Here is a 22,401-nt window from a genome sequence, read left to right as displayed (position 1 = left end):
GAGTTCCCTCCCAACGAATGCGCCAACTACTTCACCGCCGCCGGCTATGAACCGGAGTAACTGGAAAATGCTCTAGTGGCGGGCAGGCAGGCGGCGGTAGAGGGCCAGCAGCCGGTCGGTCGCCGCCGGCCAAGTGAAGTCGCGGACGCGGCGGCGGCCGTCGGCGATCAGCCGGTGCCGCAGAGGGCTGTCGTCGAGCACCCGTTCCAGGGCCTCGGTCAGGCTCTCGGGCGTGGCGGGGTCGAAGTAGACGGCGGCATCGCTGGCGATCTCGGGGAAGCAACTCCGGTCGCTCAACACCGCCGGGCAGCCATTGGCGAAGCTTTCCAAAATCGGCAGCCCGAATCCTTCGTACAGCGATGGGAAGACGAAGGCGGCTGCGTGCGCGTAGGCGTAGGCGAGGTCGTTGGCTGGCAGCGTGCGCTGGTGCAGGCGGGTGGCGCAGCCGGCCTCCAGGAAGGGCTGGCGCTCCTCGTCCTGGAGATGACCACCGCCGACGCAGACCAGATGCAGGTCGGGTCGGCGCGCCAGCAGGGCGGCCAGACGCCGCGCCACGCCCGCGAAGTTCTTGTAGCCGTCGCGGCGCCCCACGATCAACAGGTAGCGGTCCGGCAGCGCGATCCCCGCACGGCGTCCCGGCACCCACACGGCGTCGCGCGACAGGCCGTGATGCACCACCTCCACCCGCGCCGGGTCGATTCCATAGAGCCGGACCAGATCGGCCTTGGTGTGCGCCGACACCGCGACGATGGCGGCGGCGGCGGCGCAGAGCGCCCGCTTGCCGGGGTGGATCTCCTCCGGCTTCGGGAAGATCTCCGGCATCAGTTCCGGCGCCATGTCGTGCACCGTCACCACCATGGGCCGCCCGTGCAGGAGATCGATCAGGCCGGCATCGTAGAAGGTCTGGTGGAAGACGTCGAAGGCTCCATGGCCGAGCGCCCGGCGGACGAGCCTGCGGTTGTGGGCGCGCAGCAGGCTGCGCTTGCCGGGAAAATGCCCGCCCCCCAAGAAGCCCCGGACGTCCAGGCCCGGCTGGTCCATCAGGTGGCTGTTGATGACCTGCCGGAAGGGCAGGACTACCTGCACGCCGGGACGGGCGCGCATTTCCGTGACGACCTCGGCAAAGCAGCGGGACACTCCGCCGTGACGCTGGATGGAAAAGATATGGTCGTCGAAGAGGACACGCATGCCGCGGCTCAGCGCCGCCAATTCACGCCGAGTCGCACCAGGATGCCCAGCGTGACCGCGCGCAGGCGCCAGAAGGGGCTGTTCTGCATACTGCTCAGCTCGTTCCGGACCGTGTGCAGATGCTGTTCACTGCGCTGCAGGCGGCGGCGCAGGACCCAGGGTGACTCGTCGTCCTCGTCGCCGGTGCCGGCGGCCATGCCCGCGGCCTGCGTCGCCCGCAGTTCCTGCCACACCGGCGCCGGCGGGGCGAGGCGCCCGTCCTTCAGCTTCGCCGCGCTGTCCAGCAGATGGGCGGCCATCGCCTCGGCCATGGCGCCGAAGGTGAAGCGGGCGGCCTGTGCCAGACCGCGGCGGACCAGTTCGGCGCGGCGTTCCGGGTCGCGGGCGGCGGCAAGGGCCGCCACCATGCCGGCGGCGTCATCCTCGCCCACGAACAGCGCGGCGTCGCCGGCCACCTCGATCAGCGAGGAGTTGGCGCAGGTGACGACCGGGCAGCCGCAGGCCATCGCCTCGACCACCGGCATGCCGAAGCCTTCGTAGCGCGAGGGGTAAGCGAGGGCCTCCGCTCCGGCGTAGGCCAGCCGCAGTTCCTCGTCGGTCAGCGACAGGCGCAGCGTCCGGGTGTCGGGGGCCAGGGCGCGGAACATCGGCTCCACCTCCTTGCCGCCGCCCACGCACACGACCGTCAGGTCGCGGGTCGCCGGATCGCCCAGCCCGAGCGCACGGAACAGCAGAAGGCCGTTCTTGTAGCCCTGATAGCCGGATCGCTCGCCCACCATCAGCACATAGGGGCCGGTCAGCCCGTGCGCCTTGCGGAAGCCGTCCACCTCCGCCGCGTCCGCCGCGCGGAAAGCGTCTCCGACGCCGCAATAGGCCACCGCCGTGCTGCCAGCCGGGACCGAGGGAAACAACCGTTCCAGGTCGCGGGCAGAGTTCCGCGAGATCATGATGTGGGCCGAGGCGTGCAGAATCGCCCGGTGCTTCTCCCGCCAGGTCTCGTCGGCGAGTGGGAAGCCCAGCGCCTCCGGGATCATGTCGTAGCCCATGAAGACCGAGGGCGTGGCGGTCGGCGCCGTGTAGTAGGTGGAGACGAAGAGATCCGCCCCCTCCTCCCGGCAGACCCTCTCCAGATGGAGGCTGTCGGCGCCCGGGGAGGCCTTGTTATGGGCACGGATGGTCCGGGTGTGCACGCCGGGAATCCGCGGCGCGGTGCCGGCGCGGTCGAGCAGGACGACATGTTCGGCGAAGCCGGATGCCGCCCAGGCCTGCAGCACCGCCGTCCAGACCCGCGCAATGCCGGAGCCGAGATGCTGGTAGAACACCCCATCCACCAGGATCTTCGGCCGCGTCGGCGCCAGGGCTTTGCGCCGTTCGGCGACCTCCGCGGGATCAAGGAAGCGCCAGGCCCCGCTCCCCGCCGCCTCATCCGGCACGGCGATGGGCACCACGCCACGGGCGGCGGCTGTGTCGGCCAGCGTCTCGTCGCTCACCCAGGGCAGATAGTCGCGCAGCAGCGCCGACCCCGTCACCTCCTTCTGAAGGCGGCGCCAGTGGGCACGGGCGTCCTTGTAGCCGTAATAGCTTTCCTTGAAGGCGGCCTGCGCCTCGGTCGCGTAGGCGAAATGCTGGAAGACGACGCCGGCCTCCTCCATCTCGTCCTGGGTGAAGGGGTCGATCTGGGCACCGTCCTTGCCGTCGGCGCCGACAAGGGTCGGCGGCTCGTGGGCCGCCCAGGTCATGCCGGGCTCGAAGCGCCAGGTGCGCAGCCATTCCTGTTGCGGGTTCTGGGCGTAGTTGTGGCGCGTGCTGACGATCCGCTCCGGCCCGACGAAATAGTCGCACCAATAGAAGGCGGCGGTGCGCTTCGGGTTGGCCTGGAACATGGCGTGGACGGTGCGGATCTGCTCCGCCGTCCACAACTCGTCGGCGTCCACCTGCCAGAGCAGCCCCGCCTCGCGGATATGGGGCAGGGGAGCGTTGACCATCTCGCGCTTGCCGTCCCAGAAGGAATCCAGGGGCTTGCGGTGGATGGTGATGCGGTCCGGGTGACGGGCCGCCAGATCGTCCAGATAGGCGGAGGTGCCGTCGTTGCTGCGGCCCCGGTCGTGCACGCTGTCCAGCACCCGTCCGCCGGACGCCAGGCTCCAGCTGGTATCGTGGGACAGCGAGGCCACGCCCTCCACGATGTGCCAGTGCCACCGCAAGGGCAGCGAGGCGAAGATCGCCTCGTGGTAGCGGATGAAGGGCTCGCCGTTCAGGACGATGGTGAAGAAATGGATCGGCAGGTCGGACCCGGACTCCAGGGGGCGCCGCCGGAAGGCGACCCAGTCCTCGCCCTCAGCGATCGTCTCCCAGCCGGGCTCGTCGCGCAGGCGGCGGCGCATCAGCCAGCCGCTTCCGGTCTTGGAGGAAGCCCGGATCACGACGGTGGCGGTGTCGTCAGCCCGATCCAGCGCGCGCAGCCCGGTGAAGCCGGCGTCTTCGACCAGCACCAGGCCGAAGCCGCCGCGTACCCGCCGTGCGCCGGTCTCGGGAGGGGCGGCGGGGTGGCGCTTCAGGTCCTCTTCGAGTTCGGCGAGCAGGCCGGCAAGCGGCGGCAGGTCGGCGTCGTTGCGGAAGCGCAGCCACGTTTCGCCGATCTCGTGCGCGTTGGGAAGCGCAAGGGCGGGACCGTCCCCGATTCCGGCCTCCGTCAGGGACGGGCGCAGCGGATTGCCTTCCAGCCCGCGCCGCAGGGAGGCCCGCCCCGGCCCCGAACCGACCGCCAGAATCCGGGCGACCGGCTCGGTGCTCGCAAGCCGTTCGACAAAATCGGCGAAGTCGGGCGCGGACTGGGACTGGGATAAGGACATGGACAAGGAACTCGGCTGGAAAGACGCGAAGGGTGTCAGGGTGTACCGGGGCGTTCCTTTGCCCGTTCATGGCGACGAAGGCAATAGTGGCGAAGGCAATAGCCGCTCGCCTGAAGCGCGAAGCGGGCCGGCCAGACGGGGTCCGTGGCGATGCCGCCGACGGCCAGCCGGGTGGCCTGCCCAGCGCCGCCCGTGGCCAGGGCGCGGGTGGCGGCCCGGCCCAGTTCGAAGGCATGCCAGTCCCGTGCTTCGCGGCACAGCGCCGGTGAACTGGCCGGATCGTTCATCACCCGGCGGGCGAGCCGCAGGTGTTCGTCGAGCCATGGGACCATGTGCCGCATGCCGCCGACGATGGTCATCGAGCCGGCGTGCTGGCGGTAGAGATAGACCCGCTCCGCCACCGGAACGGTCTTCATGCCGGCGGTCCAGGCGCGGATCAGAAACTCCCGGTCCCCGGCGTAGCGATAGGACGGATCGTAGACGCCGACCCGCTCGTACAGGCTGCGTCGGAAGAAGCGGGCGTTGATCATCGGCACGCCGCGGCACAGGTCGAAGGGGCGCAGCCCCTTCATCGCCGGATCGTCGTAGCCGCAGGTCTCCCGCGGCCCTCCGGCCCCATTGATGCCGGAGCCGCCTTCGACGACCGTGGCACCGCCACAGGCTGCATCGGCGTCCGGCGCCATGGCCAGGGCGCGGGCAATGGCGGTCAGTGCCCCCGGAAGCAGGAGGTCGTCGCTGTTGAGATGCCCGATGACCGAGCCGCGGGCGACGGCCAGCCCGCGGTTGATGGCGTCATAGACGCCCCGGTCCGGTCCGGTCAGGACGCGCAGGTGCGGATAGCGCGCCAGCACATCCAGCGTCCCGTCGGTGGACCCGCCGTCCACCACGATGTGCTCGACCGTCATCCCGTCCTGGGCCAGAACGCTCTCCACCGCCTCCGCCACGAGACCGGCGCGGTTCAGGCAGGGCGTGATGATCGTGAAGGCGGGCGCCGCGGCATCCTCCCGCTCTGCCGCGGATGGCTTCAGAGCTGTCGCGCCTTGCTCGGAGGATCGGTGTTCAGGCATGCCTATGATCGTCACTTTCTCGTAAGAAGCTCTGGCTTACGGATGTTACAGTCTTGAAACCGCGGGCATAAGGAAACAGACCAGAAGGCTGCGGGCCATCAATAGGCGATGGAGTGCATCAAGCCACTACGGGAATCGTGTGGCGGGAAGCTCCGAAGCATCGGATTTCGCTGTAGCATGTCTGTCCCAAAACCTCTACACAGGGAACCGGTTTCCTTTCCGATAGTGCAAGTTCCGGCTGCCATGACGATTTCCTTGCAGAACACGCGCATTCATCCCGTCATCCTTTCCGGCGGCGCCGGGGTCCGGCTTTGGCCGATGTCTCGGGAACAGTATCCCAAGCAGTTCCTGCCGCTCTGCTCGGAACGCTCGATGCTCCAGGATACCGCGCAGCGGGTGTCCGATGCAGCGCTGTTCGCCGCTCCCCTGATCGTCTGCAACCAGGAACACCGCTTCGTCATCGCCGAACAGATGCGGCATGCCGGATGCGGGAAGGCGCGGATCGTTCTGGAGCCGGTGGGGCGCAACACCGCCGCCGCCGCCGCCGTGGCGGCGCTGCTCATCGCGGAGGATGACCCCGACGGACAGCTCCTGCTGCTGCCGGCCGACCACGCGATCAAGGACGAGGGCGCGTTCCTCCAGGCCGTGGCCACGGCGTCCGCCGCCGCCGCCGCCGGCCATCTGACCACCTTCGGTATCGTGCCGACCGCTCCGGAAACCGGCTATGGCTACATCCGCCGCGGCGATGCGGTGGGTGGCCATGACGGCGCCTTCCGGGTCGCCGCCTTTGTCGAGAAGCCTCCACGCGAGCAGGCCGAGCGCTATCTGGCGGAAAAGAGCTTCTTCTGGAACAGCGGCATGTTCCTGCTGCCCGTGCGCCAATATCTGGCCGAGCTGGAGCGCTGGGAACCCGCGGTCCTGGACGCCTGCCGGAAGGCGCTCGCCCAGGGCCGGTCCGACCTTGATTTCTTCCGCCTCGACGAGGAGGCTTTCGCCGCTTCTCCCAACATCTCCATCGACTACGCGGTGATGGAGCGCACGGAGGCCGCCGCCGTGGTGCCGTGCAGCATCGGCTGGACCGACGTCGGCGCCTGGTCGGCGCTGTGGGACATCGGTGAGAAGGACCAGGGCGGCAACGTCTGCCACGGCGACGCCATCGCCTGGGACAGCCTCAACTGCTACGCCCGCAGTGAGGACGGCGCCCTCATCGCCTTGCTCGGCATGGAGGACACGGTGGTGGTCGCCACCGAGGACGCCATCCTGGTCGCCGCGAAAGACCGGGCGCAGGACATCAAGCCGCTGGTGGAGCATCTGAAGAAGCAGGGCCGCAGCGAGCCGCTCCTGCATCGCCGGGTGCACCGCCCCTGGGGCTTCTACCAGTCGCTGCACGCCGGCGACCGCTTCCAGGTGAAGCGGCTGACGGTGGCGCCCGGCGCCCGCCTGTCGCTCCAGAAGCACTATCATCGCGCCGAGCATTGGGTCGTGGTCAATGGGACCGCGCTGGTGACCCGCGGGGACGAGCAGATCCTGCTGCGCGAGAACGAGTCCGTCTACATTCCGCTGGGCACCCCGCATCGGCTGGAAAACCCGGGCAAGGTGCCGCTCAACCTGATCGAGGTGCAGTCCGGCTCCTATCTGGGCGAGGACGACATCGTCCGCTTCGACGACCATTACGGCCGCTCGTAACCGCACCGTTCGGCTGGGGTGCTCCGTCCACGGCGGCGGGCACCCCGGGACGGGAGCGGCCAGACTCCCGATGGAATTCTGCCCGGATGCGACCGACACCGATCAGCCTGCCCGATGACTCGGTCATTCTCACGCTCGCGTCGCCCGGTTTCGATGCCAGTTACCCCCGTGTCGTCAACAGCGAGCTGATTCCCCAACCCATCCTGCAAGCCATGGAATGGGCATGGAACACCCCGCGCTTCCCGGAGCGCGCGGTGCGTGTCGCGCGCCTCAAGGACGTGTGGGTTGCCAGGGAGGGGTTGGTCTTCGACCAGAAGGGCGATCTCTACCGCGAAACCATCACCCAGCATTCCGAGGCGGAGATCGACCAGGCCCACGCGGCCGTTCTGGCGGCGATCGGGCAGGGCGGACGGGCTGCCGAACCGGACACGGCTGGCCCCATCCTTCTGTGCAAGAAGCGTGGAATCGGCAATTACGGCCATTGGATGATGGAGATGCTGCCCAAGGCTCATCTCGTCCACACCCATCTGCCGGATCTCGGTGTCCGCTTCCTCGTTGGGCTTGCGCCGGGCCACCTCAACGACAGCATGGCCTTTTCGCTGTCCATGCTGGGCATCGACCTTGCTCGGACCCTGGTCGCCGACGACACGCCCCTGCGCTTCGCCGATCTTCTGCTGGTGGACGGGCTGAGCGAGCACGGCGGCTTCATGTCGCCGCTGGTCCTCGACGCTGCGGAAGCCGTGGCCCGAAGCGTGGCTCCGGGCGGTGCAGAGCGGCTGTTCGTCTCCCGCCGGGCGACGGGGATCCGCCGGATCGTCGATGAGGATGACCTGATCGGCCTCGCCCTGGCGCACGGCTACCATCTGGTCGAGCCGAATGCGCTTTCGCTGCCGGAGCAGGTGGCTTTGTTCAAGGGAGCGTCGCGGATCGTCGGAGTGATGGGGGCGGCGATGACCAACATCGTCTTCGCACCGCCCGGCGCGCGCGTCGTCAATCTGACGCCGGCGGGTATGCCCGACACGTTCTTCTGGTTCATCGCGACCCTGCGCGGTCTCGACTACACCGAGATCCGCTGCGCGCAGAGCGGCCCGGTCCGGGGGGTCATGCCCTGGGACACCGACCTGATCCTGTCCCTGGAAGACCGGGAGCGTGCCTTCGCCGGCTGACCGCCTGGCCGGGTGCGGCAAGAGAGGCATGAGACAATGACCACGGGTGGAGCGTTCGGCTACTTCATCGAGCGGATCGAGGTCGGGACCGAGTTGCGGATCGAAGGCTGGGCCTTTCACAGCCGGCATGGCGCCTGCGCTTTCGACGTGGTGATCGACCGTGGGAAACGGCCTCCCGCTGTCCACGTCCAGGCGGGGATCGACCGTCACGACGTCGGCCTTGCCCTCGGCGATCCCCTGGCGGACCATTCCGGGTTCGTGGTGATCGCGGCTTTGCCGCTCGACACGTCCGCCGTCGTTTTGCGACTGACCGCCGGGGACGAGGAGTGCCTCGTCCCGCTGATGCTGCGCGAAGGGCTGTCGTTGCGCAGTTGGCAGGTCGCCTGCGAGCGCGGTCCGGCGGCGGTGGACTACCGTTTCCTGACCGAGCGGGGGTTGCGCTACGCCACGGCCCTGCCGTCGTCCCTGAGAGGGGCGCGCCAGGCGCTCGGCCTGCTCGGTCCGGCTTCGGGGAATAAGGCCCCGCCCGCTCCTCCGCTCGCCGCACCCGTGTCCATCATCGTGCCGGTTTATGGCGGCAAGCGGTTCCTGACCCCGCTGGTGCATGCGCTGATCGAGACGGTGGAGCCCAGGCACAGGATCGTCTTCATCGACGACGGCAATCCCGACCGCGGCATAACCGCCTTCCTGATTGCTCTCGCCACGTCGCTGGACAACGTGACGGTCGTGTCCAAGCCGTCAAACGAGGGGTATCTGAAGGCCGTCATCACCGGATTGGAGGTTGCGACGCGCCTGAATCCCGATGGCCATGTCGTTCTTCTCAACACCGACGTGGAGGTGCCGCCTGGCTGGCTGGAGCGGTTGGTCGGGCCGGTCGAGAGGATGCCGTCCATTGCCAGCACCACCCCCTTCACCAACGCCGGGACCATCTGCGGCTTCCCCGCGATGCCCGAGGACAACGAGCCTTTTCTCGGCGCCACGGTGGAGCGCATCGACGCGGCGTTCGCGGCCTTGTCGGACCTGCCTCCGGTGGAGGTGCCGACCGGTGTCGGCTTCTGCATGGCGCTGAACCGGCGGGCGCTGCGGGAGATCGGCTTCTTCGATCTGGACGCCTTCGGACGCGGCTATGGCGAGGAGGTGGACTGGTGCCGGCGGGCCTTGCGGCGCGGTTTCGTCAACGTCGCGGTGCCCAATCTCTATGTCCACCACCGGCACGGCGGCAGCTTTTCCAGCGACGAGAAGAAGGCCCAGATTCAGGCGTCCGGCGACATCATCCGGCAGCGCTATCCCGAATTCGACGCGGAGGTCCAGGACTTCATCCGCGCCGACCCGCTGCGCCCCGTACGCGCGGCGGCGGCCGTCCGGATTTTGCAGGAAGACGCCCGGCCGCGGACGGTGCTGCTGTTCGACCACGCCGGGCACGGCGGGGCCGCCACCTTCCGGGCCAAGGAGATCGCGCGACTTCATGCGCAGGGGCAGGCGGTTCTGCTCGTCCGCCCCACCCGGCAGCCGGTGCTGGGGATGCCGGACGAAGCGGTGGACATCGAGTTGCTGCACAAGGAAGCCACCTTCCGTTTTCCGGCGAACGGCCTCGCCGATCTCGGCGCTCTGGTCTCCGCCCTGCCGCTGTCCGAGATTGTGGTCAGTTCGCTGGTCGATCATCCGAATGCCGTTGCGTTGATGGAGTTCATCCGGACGCTTCGGAGCGGGCAGCGGGTGCCGTTGCGCGTTTTGCATCATGATTACTTGCCGGTCTGCCCATCCCTGAACCTGATCGACGCCGAAGACCGCTTCTGCGGCGTGCCGTCGCCGGAACGCTGCCGGGAATGCGCCCCGGCCAACCGGCATTTCCGCCGGCGGGAGGGGGACAACGGTCCGGCCGCTGGGAGCTTCGACATCAAGGTGTACCGCCGGACCTGGCAGGATTTCTTCGACCTTGCCGACCGCCACGTTTTCTTTTCCAGAAGCGCGCTCGCCGTGGTGCGGCGGGCCTTCACACTGCGCGACGAGCGTGTCCGGATCATCCCGCATCTGGCCGATCATGTCATCGTCTCGCCGCTGCCGACACCGGCGGCGGCACCGCTGGCCCGCGTGGCGGTCATCGGGGGGATCAACGTGGCCAAGGGCTCCAAGATCCTGGACGCGATGGTGCGGCTGGCGGACACCCACCAACTTCCCTTGCGGTTCGAGCTGTTCGGGAACATCGACCGGCCCATCGACTCCCCCCGCTTCCACGACAACGGCCGCTACGAGCCGGACGATCTGGCGCGGCGTCTCGCCATGCGTGGCTGCCACGCGGTCTTCCTGCCGTCGGTCTGGCCGGAAACCTACTGCTATGTCCTGGACGAGGTGGCCGGGCTGGGCCTGCCGGTCGGCGTCTTCGACATCGGTGCCCCGGCGGAGCGGCTGCGCCACTGGTCCAACGGCTTCATCGTCTCGTCGCCGACGCCGGAGGCGGCGCTGTCGGCCCTGCTGACGGTAACCGCTGGCGTGGTGAGGGCGTCTGTGGATCAGCCTCCCTCATCGTCGCCGTCATACCCACGGGGCTGATAGCCAAGCGCCGCCGCCGGATGCAGACGGGGGCTGTACCACCGGCTCCGCCGCGGCACCGGGCCCGGTAGGCTGGCGAGCACGGCTTTGCTGGGAAGCGGCGGCTGGACATGGGTGCGTTCCGTCAGATGCCAAACGCTGAAGGGCGTGTAGAGCGTCCTCTTGTCTTCCGCATGGGCGTGCAGCGCGATGGCGCTCGCGATCTGAGCCGCCGGCGTGTCGGGCGGGAGCCGGCGCAGAAGATCGCGCAGGAAGCCGGCGCGGGCCAGCCAGTGGCTTGGCGACACGCCGTCCACGAACCGCTGGCAGAACAGCATGCCGTGATAGCCGGCGTCGCCGGCCGGGCGACCGTAGTCGGCGGTGGCCAGGAACCCTCCCAGGCCGAAGAAACCACCGGCCCAGGCGACCCGCTCGTCGGGATCGAGAATCCGGCCCCCGATGGCGACCGCCTCGCCAACCCCGTTCAACAACCCCGCGAGTTCGAGCAAGGCATCCGGGGTTCCGGGACGGCAGTCCGTCCGCAGAAAAGCCACGGCGTCGCCATCCGCGCAGGCTTCGGCGAGCAGGATGGCGCACGAGTCCCTGTGCAGGGAGATGCGCGCCGGCCACCGCTGCACCCCGGCCCTCTCCAGGCCCGCCGCCAGGCCCGCCGCGTCTGCCGGCGAGGACACCTGTATCCGGACCGACGCGATCGGGCAGTTCCGTTGCGCCAGAACCGCGGTGACCATGTCCACCGCCGCGTCGTCGTCCCTGTCGGCCGCGATCATGTCGGCCGCGATCACCAGCGCCATGCCGCACCCGGCCCCGTCCCTGGGCGCCAGCCGCCAGATCCCCGGCTTGGGGAACAGGTTGTTGATGGCGATGGTCAGCGTCCGGTCCTGGCCGGTCAGGGCCAGATGCCGTTCCAGCACATGCCGCTGGCTGTGCAACGCGTCCGGTTTCAGGCTGGTTTCGGCGGACGCGGTGGAGCCGGGATTGATCCGCCAAGCGTACAGGAGATGCGGCACATGCACGATGCCGTATCCGGCGCGTTCGACGCGGGTGAAGGTGTCCCAGTCGTGGCTCCAGGTCGCCTTCGGGTCCGTGTAGGCGCCGATCCGCACGGCCACGTCGCGGCGCAGGGCACAGAGATGGCAGGTGAAGCAGATGTTGGTGTGCAGAATCCGGTCGAAGCCCGGCTTGTGGAAGGGGGAGAAAAGCCGCGACTGCGGATCGCTCTTGAACTCGTCGGAATAGAGGATCGCCGGGAAGCCGTGGGCATGTATGTGCTCCGCCATCACCTGGAGCGCGTCGAGCGTCAGGAAATCGTCGGCATCGACCGGCAGGACATAGTCGCCGCGGGTGGCCTGGAAAGCCAGCCCATAGCCGGCCATGATGCCCTTGTTCTCCGGGCTCACGATCACCGTCACGTTGTCATGGACGGCCACGCCGCGCAGCCAGTCGAGCAGTTCGGGACGGTGGTCGCCGTCGCTCACGATCACCCATTCGAAGTTCCGGTAGAACTGGTTGAGGATCGTCCTCTCGATCTCGCGCAGAAACCGGAGCGGCTGTTTGTAGATGCTCATGAAGAAGGAGAAGCGGATCGTCTCGGCCATCTGTGGCCGGGTCCGCGCCGCCGCGATGCGGGCCAGGACCTGGGCCTCCACGTCCCGGACGGGGGTGGTGGCGGGGGTGCGTTCGATCTCGTAGAAGGGATTGGTCGTGGAGAAGTTGGGGTTGAGGTACGGGTCGGCTTCGATCCCCCAGCGCTTCACGAATTCCTGGAGTTCCCAGTTGAAGGTGCCTTCCTTCGACAGGGATTCGAAATGGTAGAGTTCAATGGCGGGGTCGATGACGATCCGCAGCCCCTTCGCGCGCACCTTGTTGCAGAAATCGACGTCGTTGTAGTTCAGGCTGAGGCCGGTGTCGAAGCCCCCGACCTCCTGGTAGAGAGCGCGCGACACCAGAAGGCAGGCGGCGGTCGTGGCGGCCGCGTTGTGCGTCAGTTGCGCGATTCCCTGCGGCCCGGAGGTCAGACGATGCTCGCCGATGACGGCGTGGGTCGGCACGCCGTTGGGAAGCAGGACGCCGACATGCTGGATCGTGCCGTTGGCGAACAGCAGGCGCGGACCGACGACACCGACGCCCGGCTGGCTGGCCAGCCCCACCATGTCGCGCAGGAAGTGCTTCGAGATGGCCTGGATGTCGTCGTTGAGCAGAAGGACATAGTCGCCGCGTGCCTGTTCCACCCCCAGGTTCACCCGCTCCGAGAAGTTGAAGGACGGGCGGTTGGCGTTGATTTCGCGCAGGTTCGGAAAGGCGCGTAGAAAGCCCAGCGCTGTGGCGTCCAACTCGCCGTTGTGCACGACGACGATCTCGAAGCGCTCATAGCATTCGCTGCCGAAAAGGCTGAGGATGCAGTTTCGCAGGATGTCGACCGACGCCCCTGAGACGGTGCCCTTGCGGCCCGCGGTGGGGATGACGATGCTGACGAGCGGGGCGGGCGAGGGTGGCGCGTAGACGACGCGCCAGTTGCCAGCCGACCAGTGCGGATGCACCTCGAAGGGGGTGGCCGCCTGCCGGGCCAGGGCCTCCTTGATGGCCGTCTTCTGCCGTTCGACCGCGTAGCTCTTGGCCGACAGGACCTCGGCGCTCGATCCCGGAATGGCCACCCAGTGGTACAGGATCTTCGGAACATGCACGAAGCGGTCGGTGATCCCGGCGACGCGGAGCGCCAGATCGTAATCCTGGGTCCCGTCGTACGCGCTGCGGAATCCTCCGGCCTCGTGGACGATGGACGCGCGGTAGCAGGTCAGGTGCCCAATGTACATGGTGCTGCGCAGCAGCTCGGGCGACCAGCCCGGCTTGTGGGTCGCATCGTAGAAACGACCGTCGACGCTCATCTTGTCCTCGTCGGAATAGACGGCGTCGGGGTCGTGGGCGACGATGGCGGCGGCGATTTCATAAAGCGCGTCCGCCGTCAGCAGGTCGTCATGGTCGAGCAGGGCCAGCCATTCGCCGCCGGCCATGGCGAGCGCGGCGTTCGACGCGGCGGTGATGCCGCCGTTGGACGGCCGGTGAGCCACGCGGATGCGGGGATCCCGCGCCGCGAACTCCCGCAACAGCTCCTGGATGTGCGGGCTGGGGGAGGCGTCGTCGACGATGCACAGCTCCCAAAAGGGATAGAGCTGTTCCAGGACGGACCCGACGGCAGCGCGCAGCCACCGCTCCGGCGTCTGGTAGACCGGCATCAGGATGGAGATCGTCGGCCAGCCGTCCCGTTCCGCGATCCGTCTCAGGATGTCGGCGGGAGAGAAGGTCCTCGGCGCGGGTTCTCCCGTGTCGGGTCCGCCCTTGCGGTTCTCCGCGAGCCCATAGCTGAGAAAATGATGATAGCCCGAGGGGGTGTCGCCGCCGGCGATCGCCTCCGACACGTCCGGGTTGTTCACGAGATAGCGGTGTTCGCAATAACCAGGCAGGCGCGGCGTGGTTCCGGCCAGATCCTCGCGCAGCCCGTAATGGCGCCAATGCTCGGCCCCGGATGGGAGTTCATCCCTGGAAACCGCGCCGGCCACATCGGGGCGATGCGCCTGGTAGAGGCTTTCGGCAAAGCTGCCGAAGGTCGGATCCACGGCGGCGCCCGCGGCTTTCTCAGCCGCCCAGTTCCGGCCGGTCGCGGTGCTTTTGCCATGGGCGTCGGCGCCCTGGACAAGGCTTGCGAATTCCGGTGTCCCCAGGAGTTGTTGGGGAGGAAGCGTGGGCAGCGCGCTCCATGATCCCGTGCCGCGGCCTTCGGCGGCCCCATGGAGCAGATAATGCTGGTATCCGCTTACAAAATGGCGCTCCTGCACCAGGGGGTGGATATCGTCGTTGCGGTCCAGATAGGTCTGTTCGTCGAAACCCGGAACGGCGTCGAAGCCGAAGAGGCTTCCGGCGATGTGATAATGGTCGGCGACGGTCCTGGCCTGGACGTCAGCCATGTTCCGGATGGCGCTGCCATAGCGTTCGATGTACCAGGACTCGTTCATGGGAACGTGAGGAAAGCGCCCCTGCGCAAGACCAATGGACAGATAGTGCAGGTAAGGCGACGCGGCATTTTCGTTGCACCAACCGGTCACGTCTGGATAGGCTCGCTCGTACCAGAGCGCGTCGAAGACCTTCCCGTTGGCGAGCAGGGCTACATGCCCGATCACGTCGACCGGCCAATGCTCCGGAGAAAGTCCTGTTTCGGCCAGACGGGGTGGAGTGCGGCCATGTCCATCAAGGCGGTGCCCCCTGAGGGAGACGCTGCCGATCAGCGTAGTATCGCCGAGAACGTGAACGACCGGCGCGTTCTGACTGGACACCCGTTCCGTGGGGATGAGGATGGAAAAGGCATGGAACCCGGCGCCCATCCCGCTTCCCAGGAGGTCGCGGCGAAAATAGCGTGCGGATGAGAGTGCTATAGGCTGTCCTTCGGAAACAACCGTGATTTTGACTTTTTTTGCCAAATCGCCATCATTTATAGACCACCCCTGCGCAATGAAGCCAAAATTTTCATCAAATGTCACAGAGTCAAGAGACCCTGATACTATGCCTGTCTTTTTCACTTCATTTCTCTTTTAGTTTTTCTTGGTAGGGATTCAATTTCACGGAAATTTCCAATCCCCATAGGATATGCTTTAGGGCAAAGGTAGATAGTAAAAATATTGTCTTTGTGCATCAATATCCCTCTTCCTCTCCGTCCATCGCAAACAGGCTGCTGTCATTTCTCATGGTGCCCTCCGAAGGGCGGATGCCAAGCGCGGCGTGATGGCACAAACATGTGGAATGGCGTGCCCTCATCCAGCGTTCACCTGCGAGAGAGGTCCTGTAAGAAAAATTCATCATCCAAAACATTGATCCCTGTTCTGGAGGAGGCACGGTGAAGGATGTCCTGCGTTACATTTCTGAAATGGTCCAGCATGGCTTTGGCTCTCTCCAGGCGGCATGGTTTCGTTGTCCCGAAATGAACCATTGCCTGTACCTGACATTGCCTTCCTGCATTGCGCCGGCTGGAAAAACGCGTGTTTTTTTTAAGCCTTCCCCAATCTTGGCAGAGGTTTGTTAGTAACCTGTTAACTGGAAGTTCTTGTATATCGATGTGCGCTTGCCAAGCGTCGATAGGGCGGAGTACATGTGCGCTTCCGTGCTCCCATCTCTCTACAGTGCCGGGCGGGCTATCAGTCGCGGCGTGTCAAGTCCAAGTAATGCACTAATTCGGAGTTGTGTGTGATGGCTGAATCGACTTTTGGCCTTGATTCGGTAGAGGCGATCAATTGGACGAACCGCCCCAGCAATAGGCAAGCGGGTGAAGTGAAAAAGAGTGCAGGTTTTCCTTTGAGCATCGTCGAAAGTCATGAATATTGTTCATTTGATTTGCAGAATTTTTCACAGGGCCCGCAGTTCCGTGGCTGTGTTGAGCGCATCGATCAAAGCTGCATTGGTGGATGGTGCATAGATACGCATGGGTTTTCTAATCAAATTTACCTTAAAGTGTTGTTTCATGGTATTGTGATCGGCGAAACGGCTGCTCTGCAATCTCGACCGGACGTCCAGGCTGTTGTTGGGCAACCCTGTATGCCAGGGTTCAATTTTCCTCTGCAAAACTGCCGAATCACGGTCCAGGAACTGGAGATCGTCCGGCCCTTTGCCGAGGTGAATCTGGAGGCGCCCGCGGTGCTGGACATTATGATCGCCGAGGATGGCGTCCTGCTGCCGCGGATTGGTCAGGGCAGTTATGGCCTGACGAACGGAGCGGTCCTCAAGATCCTCCATCATCTTGTTGTCAAGGATGGGGACGCTGCGGTCGAGAGAGGCGCAGGGAACGATCCGAGCCCGCAATGCTCGGCGTTGCTCGACGACATCGTTCTGGGTGTCGCGTCCCCCAACGGAAGCGTGCTGCGGGGTGCTCTGGAGCGGGTTGACGAGGAAGGGGTCGTCGGCTGGTGTTTCGACCCGTTTGCTCTGACGAAGCATGTTGCCCTGAAACTGGTCTTCCTGGGAATCGAACTTCGACAGTTCCTGGCCAACATGCCCAGGGGCGATGTCGAGAACGCTGTTGGCCATTCCTGCGCTCCCGGCTTCGCCGCGCAATGGTCGAGCGTCAGCCTGACCCCGGAGATTGCCCGCATCCTCTTCGCCCGCGTGATGCAGGATCCCCAGTCGCCCGCTGCCGTCGCCGTTCTGACGGTGGAGGAAGGCATCCGTGTCGAGCAGATCGTGGAATGCTCCATCCGCATGACGAACATCGAGCTTTTCTCGATGCTGATGGCGTCATCCCTGGCGACGGGAGGCGACACCACGTTCCTGGATGAATTCCTGGACGTCTTTATGCGCAACGAGGCTCTGTTCCATGAGGATTGGGCCATCTTCCGCCGTCTTTTCAGCACCGGTTCCCTGGTCTGGAAGGCGTCGGATGCCGCCGACGGTGAAGTCGGGGCGAGCAACGCGATCATCGATTACATCAAGGGGCGGTGTGTCCTGCATGGACCGCTGTTCGATGATCGCCATTACGTCTATCTGAACTCCGATGCGGCGGCTTCCTGCTTTCCGCCTCTTCTGCATTACACCCTCTATGGCCGGAAGCGGCAGCTTCAACCCCACCTTCTTTTCGTTCCGAAGTCGCTTGATCAGCAACCGGTCCCCCGTGCCGACTTGGCTTATCTCGACTTCTTGGAACGGCGGACAGCGGAGGACTGGTATCCGCTGATTGACATCGTCGCGTTGCGCGCGGAAGCCCGATACAATTCGGTCAAGAATGCCGATATTCTTGTTTCCCTTCACAAGGGAGAAATCTCTCCGATTTCGCTTTTCGATGTCGATTTTTACAAAAAATCCTGTGAGTTGAATGGAATTTCTTTGGATCAGGCGCCCGTCTATCATTACATGATGGAGGGGTGGAAGCTCGGCATTGATCCTCATCCGCTTTTCGACGCCAAATATTACCTTGTCGATCAGCGATCGGTCGACAAAATCTATAGTCAAACTGACCCCTTGACGATGTTTGTTCAGTCGAATGACCAGAGCCGGTTTTCGCCGTCTCCCTTCATCGACCTGATGCATCTGCGGCATTTGATGTGCATGGGAGGGTATGTTTACACCGGTGACGCCCGGCTCATCATCGATGCCCTGAAGAAGGATTGGATTTCGACCCACCCGCATTTGCAGGAGGCGATGATCGGCTTCCTGATGCAGGCCGACGAAGTCGCTGTGCTGAAAAAGCCACTGACGACCATGAACGACCTGCACACTCTGGTGGGAGCCATCCGTCTCGGCGAACTTCCGGATCATAAGGCCGGACCGGATGTCCCGGGCATCTCTGCTGCGGTGCAGCCGGCCATGGCGGAAGGCGAGACACTCCTCAGCATCATCATCCTCAACTACAACAAGCCGATCTACACGCTGCTGAGCGCCTATTCCGCCTGGGTCGCCGTTGCCGGCAGCAATTCGGAGGTGCTTGTGGTTGACAACGGCAGCTCGCCGTTCTTCGTTGAGCTGCTGTATCGGTATCTGGCACGCCTGCCCGGCGTCCGCGTGATCTCGAACCGGAAAAATCTGTTCTTTGGCGAAGGCAACAACGTTGCGCTCGACGTCGCCACCGGAAACTACATCCTGTTTCTAAACAACGACGCGGTGGTCCGTCGAGAGACCCTGGAGCGTCTTGTCGGCGCTATGGAACAGGACAAGGACATCGGTCTTCTGGCCCCGGTCTTGCTACTTCCCGACCGCCGGGTGCAGGAATCCGGCGGCATCATCTCGGGTTGCGGTCAGGTCATCCAGGAATCCAAGTTTGTCTCCTTCGAAGACTTTCACCGGATCTTCTCGAAGCGCGACCAGGTCCGCGTCTGCGATTACGCTTCGGCGGCCTGCTGCCTGCTGCGCAAGGAGGTCGCCCGCAAGGTGCTGGGCTTCGACATGCTGTTCGAGCCCTTCTACTTCGAGGACACCGATTTTTGCGTCCGCGTCCGTGCCCAGGGGTACCGGGTGGCGGTCCATCGCGGGGCGTTCGCCTTCCACTTCGAGAACGCGTCGACATCCGAGTTCCTCGGCCGCTCCATGCTCGAGGTGATCGACCGCCAAAAGACCAAGTTCCGCAAGCGCTGGTTCGGCGTGTTCGAGGAAGGGGGCTTGGCGCTGCCCGCGGAAGCGACGACTCGTTATGCCGCCGCCAGTCGCTACGAAGTCCTTACGCCGCTGGATGTCCGGCCCGGCTATTCGGGGAAACCAGTGGCGTGGGTTTATTCCCCCTATGAAATCCGCGTCGGTGGCGGCGAGCGTTACATCCTCAGCCTGACGCAGGTGCTGTCCAACATCTTCGAGGTCTGGTTCCTGACGCCCAACAACGTCAGCCGGGCCCGTCTGGCCATGACCATGGACGATCTGGCCATCCGGCCGGGCCGCTTCCACACCGCCACGCTGGAAGACACCGCCAACTGGCCGCGGCCGGAGCTGTACGTCTCGATGGGCAACGAGATCGAACCTCCGACTCCCGGATTTGGCAGGCGCAACATCTTCCATTGCCAGTATCCGTTCCCGCTCCACCACACCGGTCCGTTCTCGATCAAGCGCATTCACGGCTATGACGCTGTTGTGGTGAACTCGCGCTACACGGCGGGGGCGGTCGAAAAGCTCCTGAAGGTCTACAACGTCGCGCCCCGGCCCGTTTACGTGCTCAGCCCGCCGGTTCCCGTTCCCAGCGAGGAGCAGCAGGCCCGGATTCTCTCCGAGAAGCCTTGGGACACGGAAAAGGCCCTGGCCGTCAACATCGGCCGCTTCATGGCCGGTGGTCACAACAAGCGCCAGGACATTGTCCTGCACCTTGCCGAACGCGCCCAGAACGAGAAGCTGTCTGTAAATTTCGAACTGTATGGCGGCTTGAACAGCAGCGCCGATGACCAAGCCTTCTTCGCCGGCCTTGTCGAGCAGGCGACGCGGATCAAGGCGCAGTTGCGCATGAACGCGGCGCGGTCGGAAATCGAAACCGCGCTCACCAACGCGCTGCTCTACGTGCATCCCTGCGGAATGGGATGCTACCCGGGTTTCAAGCCGGAACAGGTCGAGCATTTCGGCATCACGGTGGTTGAAGCCATGGGCTACGGCGCCTTCCCGCTGGTTTACAAATGGGGTGGGCCGGCGGAAATCGTGTCCGAGACAGGTGTCGGCGCCACCTTCGAAACGATGGAAGACGCTTATGGCAAGCTGAAGGAACAGCTCGCGCGTCCCGCCGAAGAACGCCGTTCCCGGATGGTGCAGGCCATGAAGCAGAGCCAGCGGTACAGCGAGGCGAACTTCCAAGCCACGATGCTGAAGATCGTGGAGGCGGTCGCCCTGGCGCGGTAACCGGTTCCCGTTCCAAGCGGGCAGACATGAAAACGGCATGACGGTGCGCAACGGCACCGTCATGCCGTTTTTCATTTCCGGTTTTTCCGGTGCGGGTGATGGTGTCCGGGTGCGGAGTAAGCGGCTGGGGAACGCCCTTCAGGAGGTTGCTGGTTCTGGTGGCATGGCCCAAGGCAGAAGGGCATCATGATCGGTGAGGTCGCGCTCACGCCCGATGGCCTCCAGGACATGGGTGAGCCAGAGGCGCGGGTTGTGGCCGTTGCTCTTGGCGGTTTCGATGAGGGTGTAGAACACCGCGGTGGCTTCGCCCCCGCCGTCCGAGCCGGCGAACAGCCAGTTCTTGCGGCCCAAGGGCCACGGCGCGCATGGCGCGCTCGGCGATGTTGTTGTCGATCTCCAACCGGCCATCGGCGAGGTAGCGCGTCAGCGCCGGCCAGCGGGACAGCGCGTAACGGATCGCTTCGGCCAGGGTGGACTTGCCTGGAACCTGGCGGAGCAACTGGTCCAGCTGCGTGCGCAATGCCGTGATCTCCAGCGCCGCCTCGGCCTGACGCGCGGTGGCACGCCGGGCCGCCGGCTGGCCGCGCACGCGCTCCTCCACGGCGTAGAGGCGGCCGATGCGCTCCAGCACCTCGTTGGCGGCGGCTCCCTTGTGGGCTTGATGGATATCGAAGAATTTCCGCCGCACATGCGCCCAGCAGGCCACCTCGATGATCGCCGGCGGATCGCCGCCCCTGGCCTCGTAAAGGGCGTTGAAGCCGGCGTAACCGTCGGCCTGCAGCGTGCCCCTCCCACCGGCGAGCTGGCGCTGGGGATGCTCGCCCTTGCGGTCGGGTGTGTAGCAGTAGAGCGCCGCGGGCGCGGCGTCGTCGCCACTGGCCCGGTTGTCGCGCGCGTAGACCCACAGCCGCCCGGTGCGGGTCTTGCCGGCGCCGGGGTGTCGTCGACGTGCAGCTTGCCCGCGCCAGCACATGGGCGGCGATCGTACTTGGCCAGCACGATGTCGGCGAGCAGGCTGGCGCCGGCGCTGCTCTTGGGCAGCGGCACCGGTGGTGGCGGCGTCTGGCTGATGTCGCCGCAGCACCGGCAGGCCATCACCGGACGCACGTAGCGCCGCACGCGCAGCCGTGCCGGCACCATCTCCAGCACCTCCGAGACGTCCTCGCCGATCCGCCGCAAGGCGAGCCCGCAGCCTGGGCAGGCGGCATAGGGCGCCGCCAGTTCCTCGTCCTCGCGCGGCAGATGGGCAGGCAGCGGCTTGCGGATCGGGTGGGTGCGCTCGCCGATCGGCATCGCCGCCTTCGGGGCGGCGGGGACGGCCGCTTGCTCGGCGTGATGCTGCTCCAACTCCTCGATCTGCAGTTCGAGCTGATCGGCAGCCCGGCCCAGCCTCTCCGAACTCTGGCCGAAGCTGCGCCGACAGTTCGCCCACCAGCGCCTGAAGGGCGGCCACGTCGTCGGGGAGCGGATCGCCGGCGGAATGCGGAAGCATGGTGCCAGTGTACCGGCCGGCGGCGCGCCGGTCACCGGCCGGAGCCGTGGTGAGTCACCCCGCCGCAGGCTGTCAGGAGGCCAACGTCGGCGCCGGCTCGTCGGTGCGGCGCAGAGCCCGCCAATCGATGCCCTCCAGCAGCATGGCGAGTTCGGCCGGCGACAGACGGACCTGTTCGGTGGCCGGGCTCGGCCAGACGAAGCGGCCTTTCTCCAATCTCTTGGAGATGAGAACGAAGCCTTGGCCGTCCCACACCAGGATCTTCAGCAGGTCGCCGCGCCGGCCCCGGAACACGAACAACTGGCCCGAGAACGGACCCTTGCGCAGGTGCTGCTGGACGACGGCGGCGAGCCCGTCGAAGCCCTTGCGCATGTCGACCGGCCGCGCCGCCAGCCAGACCCGTACGCCCGGCGGCACGCTGATCACCGCCGCCCCGTGAGCGCGGTGATCAGCGCCGTCAACGCCGGCGTCGGGTAGTCCGCCCCGATCTCCAGCCGTGTCCCGTCGGCAAACCGAACCAGCGCGCGAGGCGCAGGCGCCGATGGCGGGAACGACGGCTCCGTCTCGCAAGCCGGGGCCGTCGTTCCCGCCATCGGGATCAGCGATCGTGTCCCAAGACGTGGTGTAGCTGAGGAGAACCGGCCCGCCGAAGCGCCCCCAGAGCTGGCGTAGGCGGGCCGGTTGTCCTCAGCGGGGCGGTCATCGTGGGTCTTCGGTAGAGTCTGGTCACCACACCTCAACCCCACCGAAGGGTGACCACGATGACCGACGAGATGATGGCGCTTCGCGCGCTGCTGGAGAAGAGCCCTGACGCCGACGTGCTGCGCGAGATGATCGGCTTCGCGGCCGAGCGGCTGATGGAACTGGAGGTGCAGGGCCTGACCGGCGCCGCCCACGGCGAACGCTCCGCCGAGCGGCTGGTCCAGCGCAACGGCTACCGCGAGCGCGACTGGGAAACCCGCGCCGGCACCGTTGAGCTGCGCATCCCCAAGCTGCGCAAGGGCAGCTACTTCCCCGGCTTCCTGGAACCGCGCCGGATGGCCGAGAAGGCGCTGACCGCC

At 65.9% G+C, this 22,401-nt stretch carries 12 protein-coding genes and 2 pseudogenes; 6 read left to right on the top strand and 8 right to left on the bottom strand.

Annotation, left to right across the window (positions count from 1 at the left end):
* Positions 1-72: 72 nt before the first annotated feature.
* The 3 genes from Q4I23_RS15850 to Q4I23_RS15840 are packed head-to-tail and all read right to left on the bottom strand — an operon-like array spanning position 73 to position 5,107.
* Positions 73-1,188, bottom strand: a complete 1,116-nt coding sequence (locus tag Q4I23_RS15850) for a glycosyltransferase family 4 protein (protein ID WP_498526839.1) — start codon at positions 1,186-1,188, stop codon at positions 73-75.
* An 8-nt stretch (positions 1,189-1,196) separates the two neighbouring features.
* The gene (locus Q4I23_RS15845) at positions 1,197-4,040 is read right to left on the bottom strand and encodes a glycosyltransferase family 4 protein (RefSeq protein ID WP_498526838.1); all 2,844 of its coding nucleotides are present in this window, start codon (positions 4,038-4,040) and stop codon (positions 1,197-1,199) included.
* A 35-nt stretch (positions 4,041-4,075) separates the two neighbouring features.
* Entirely contained in the window at positions 4,076-5,107 is a 1,032-nt protein-coding gene (locus Q4I23_RS15840; protein WP_454021121.1) for a glycosyltransferase family 2 protein, read from the bottom strand.
* Between the two features lie 243 nt (positions 5,108-5,350).
* Between Q4I23_RS15840 and Q4I23_RS15835 the strand changes: the two genes are divergently transcribed.
* The 3 genes from Q4I23_RS15835 (at position 5,351) to Q4I23_RS15825 (ending at position 10,509) form a co-directional block, all read left to right on the top strand.
* Positions 5,351-6,793, top strand: coding sequence for a mannose-1-phosphate guanylyltransferase/mannose-6-phosphate isomerase (locus tag Q4I23_RS15835; RefSeq protein ID WP_330874670.1), 1,443 nt, complete (start codon positions 5,351-5,353; stop codon positions 6,791-6,793).
* Between the two features lie 86 nt (positions 6,794-6,879).
* Complete coding sequence (locus Q4I23_RS15830) at positions 6,880-7,959, top strand: glycosyltransferase family 61 protein (RefSeq protein ID WP_498526837.1); 1,080 nt, start codon at positions 6,880-6,882, stop codon at positions 7,957-7,959.
* 36 nt (positions 7,960-7,995) lie between these two features.
* Entirely contained in the window at positions 7,996-10,509 is a 2,514-nt protein-coding gene (locus Q4I23_RS15825; RefSeq protein WP_498526836.1) for a glycosyltransferase, read from the top strand.
* Here the strand turns inward: Q4I23_RS15825 and Q4I23_RS15820 are convergent.
* Positions 10,470-14,882, bottom strand: coding sequence for a glycosyltransferase family 2 protein (locus tag Q4I23_RS15820; protein WP_498526835.1), 4,413 nt, complete (start codon positions 14,880-14,882; stop codon positions 10,470-10,472). The genes Q4I23_RS15825 and Q4I23_RS15820 overlap by 40 nt on opposite strands.
* An 859-nt stretch (positions 14,883-15,741) precedes the next feature.
* Here Q4I23_RS15820 and Q4I23_RS15815 point away from each other — a divergent pair.
* Both Q4I23_RS15815 and Q4I23_RS15810 read left to right on the top strand, forming a co-directional pair.
* Positions 15,742-19,848 carry a glycosyltransferase gene (locus Q4I23_RS15815; RefSeq protein WP_498526834.1) on the top strand — a complete coding sequence of 1,369 codons (4,107 nt, stop codon included), beginning with the start codon at positions 15,742-15,744 and terminating at the stop codon, positions 19,846-19,848.
* A gap of 37 nt (positions 19,849-19,885) precedes the next feature.
* The gene (locus Q4I23_RS15810; protein WP_454021133.1) at positions 19,886-20,038 is read left to right on the top strand and encodes a hypothetical protein; all 153 of its coding nucleotides are present in this window, start codon (positions 19,886-19,888) and stop codon (positions 20,036-20,038) included.
* Here Q4I23_RS15810 and Q4I23_RS15805 read toward each other — a convergent pair.
* From Q4I23_RS15805 to tnpB, 4 genes and pseudogenes are all read right to left on the bottom strand, one after another.
* Positions 19,987-20,256: a transposase domain-containing protein gene (locus tag Q4I23_RS15805; protein WP_498526833.1), complete on the bottom strand. Its 270-nt coding sequence runs from the start codon at positions 20,254-20,256 to the stop codon at positions 19,987-19,989. The two genes, Q4I23_RS15810 and Q4I23_RS15805, sit on opposite strands and share 52 nt — an antisense overlap.
* A pseudogene (tnpC, locus tag Q4I23_RS15800) lies at positions 20,207-20,821 on the bottom strand (IS66 family transposase); the annotation flags it as partial. The gene Q4I23_RS15805 and the pseudogene tnpC, both read right to left, overlap by 50 nt.
* A 161-nt stretch (positions 20,822-20,982) precedes the next feature.
* Positions 20,983-21,375, bottom strand: a pseudogene (locus Q4I23_RS15795) (transposase domain-containing protein); the annotation flags it as partial.
* A gap of 37 nt (positions 21,376-21,412) precedes the next feature.
* The gene (gene tnpB, locus Q4I23_RS15790) at positions 21,413-21,757 is read right to left on the bottom strand and encodes an IS66 family insertion sequence element accessory protein TnpB (protein ID WP_498526832.1); all 345 of its coding nucleotides are present in this window, start codon (positions 21,755-21,757) and stop codon (positions 21,413-21,415) included.
* Positions 21,758-22,101: 344 nt separating this feature from the next.
* Here tnpB and Q4I23_RS15785 point away from each other — a divergent pair.
* A partial coding sequence (locus tag Q4I23_RS15785; protein WP_498526831.1) for a transposase occupies positions 22,102-22,401 on the top strand: 300 nt, incomplete at its 3' end.

This window comes from Azospirillum sp. UFLA03-27 (genome assembly GCF_059803775.1).
This window is presented reverse-complemented; position numbering and strand designations above follow the sequence as displayed.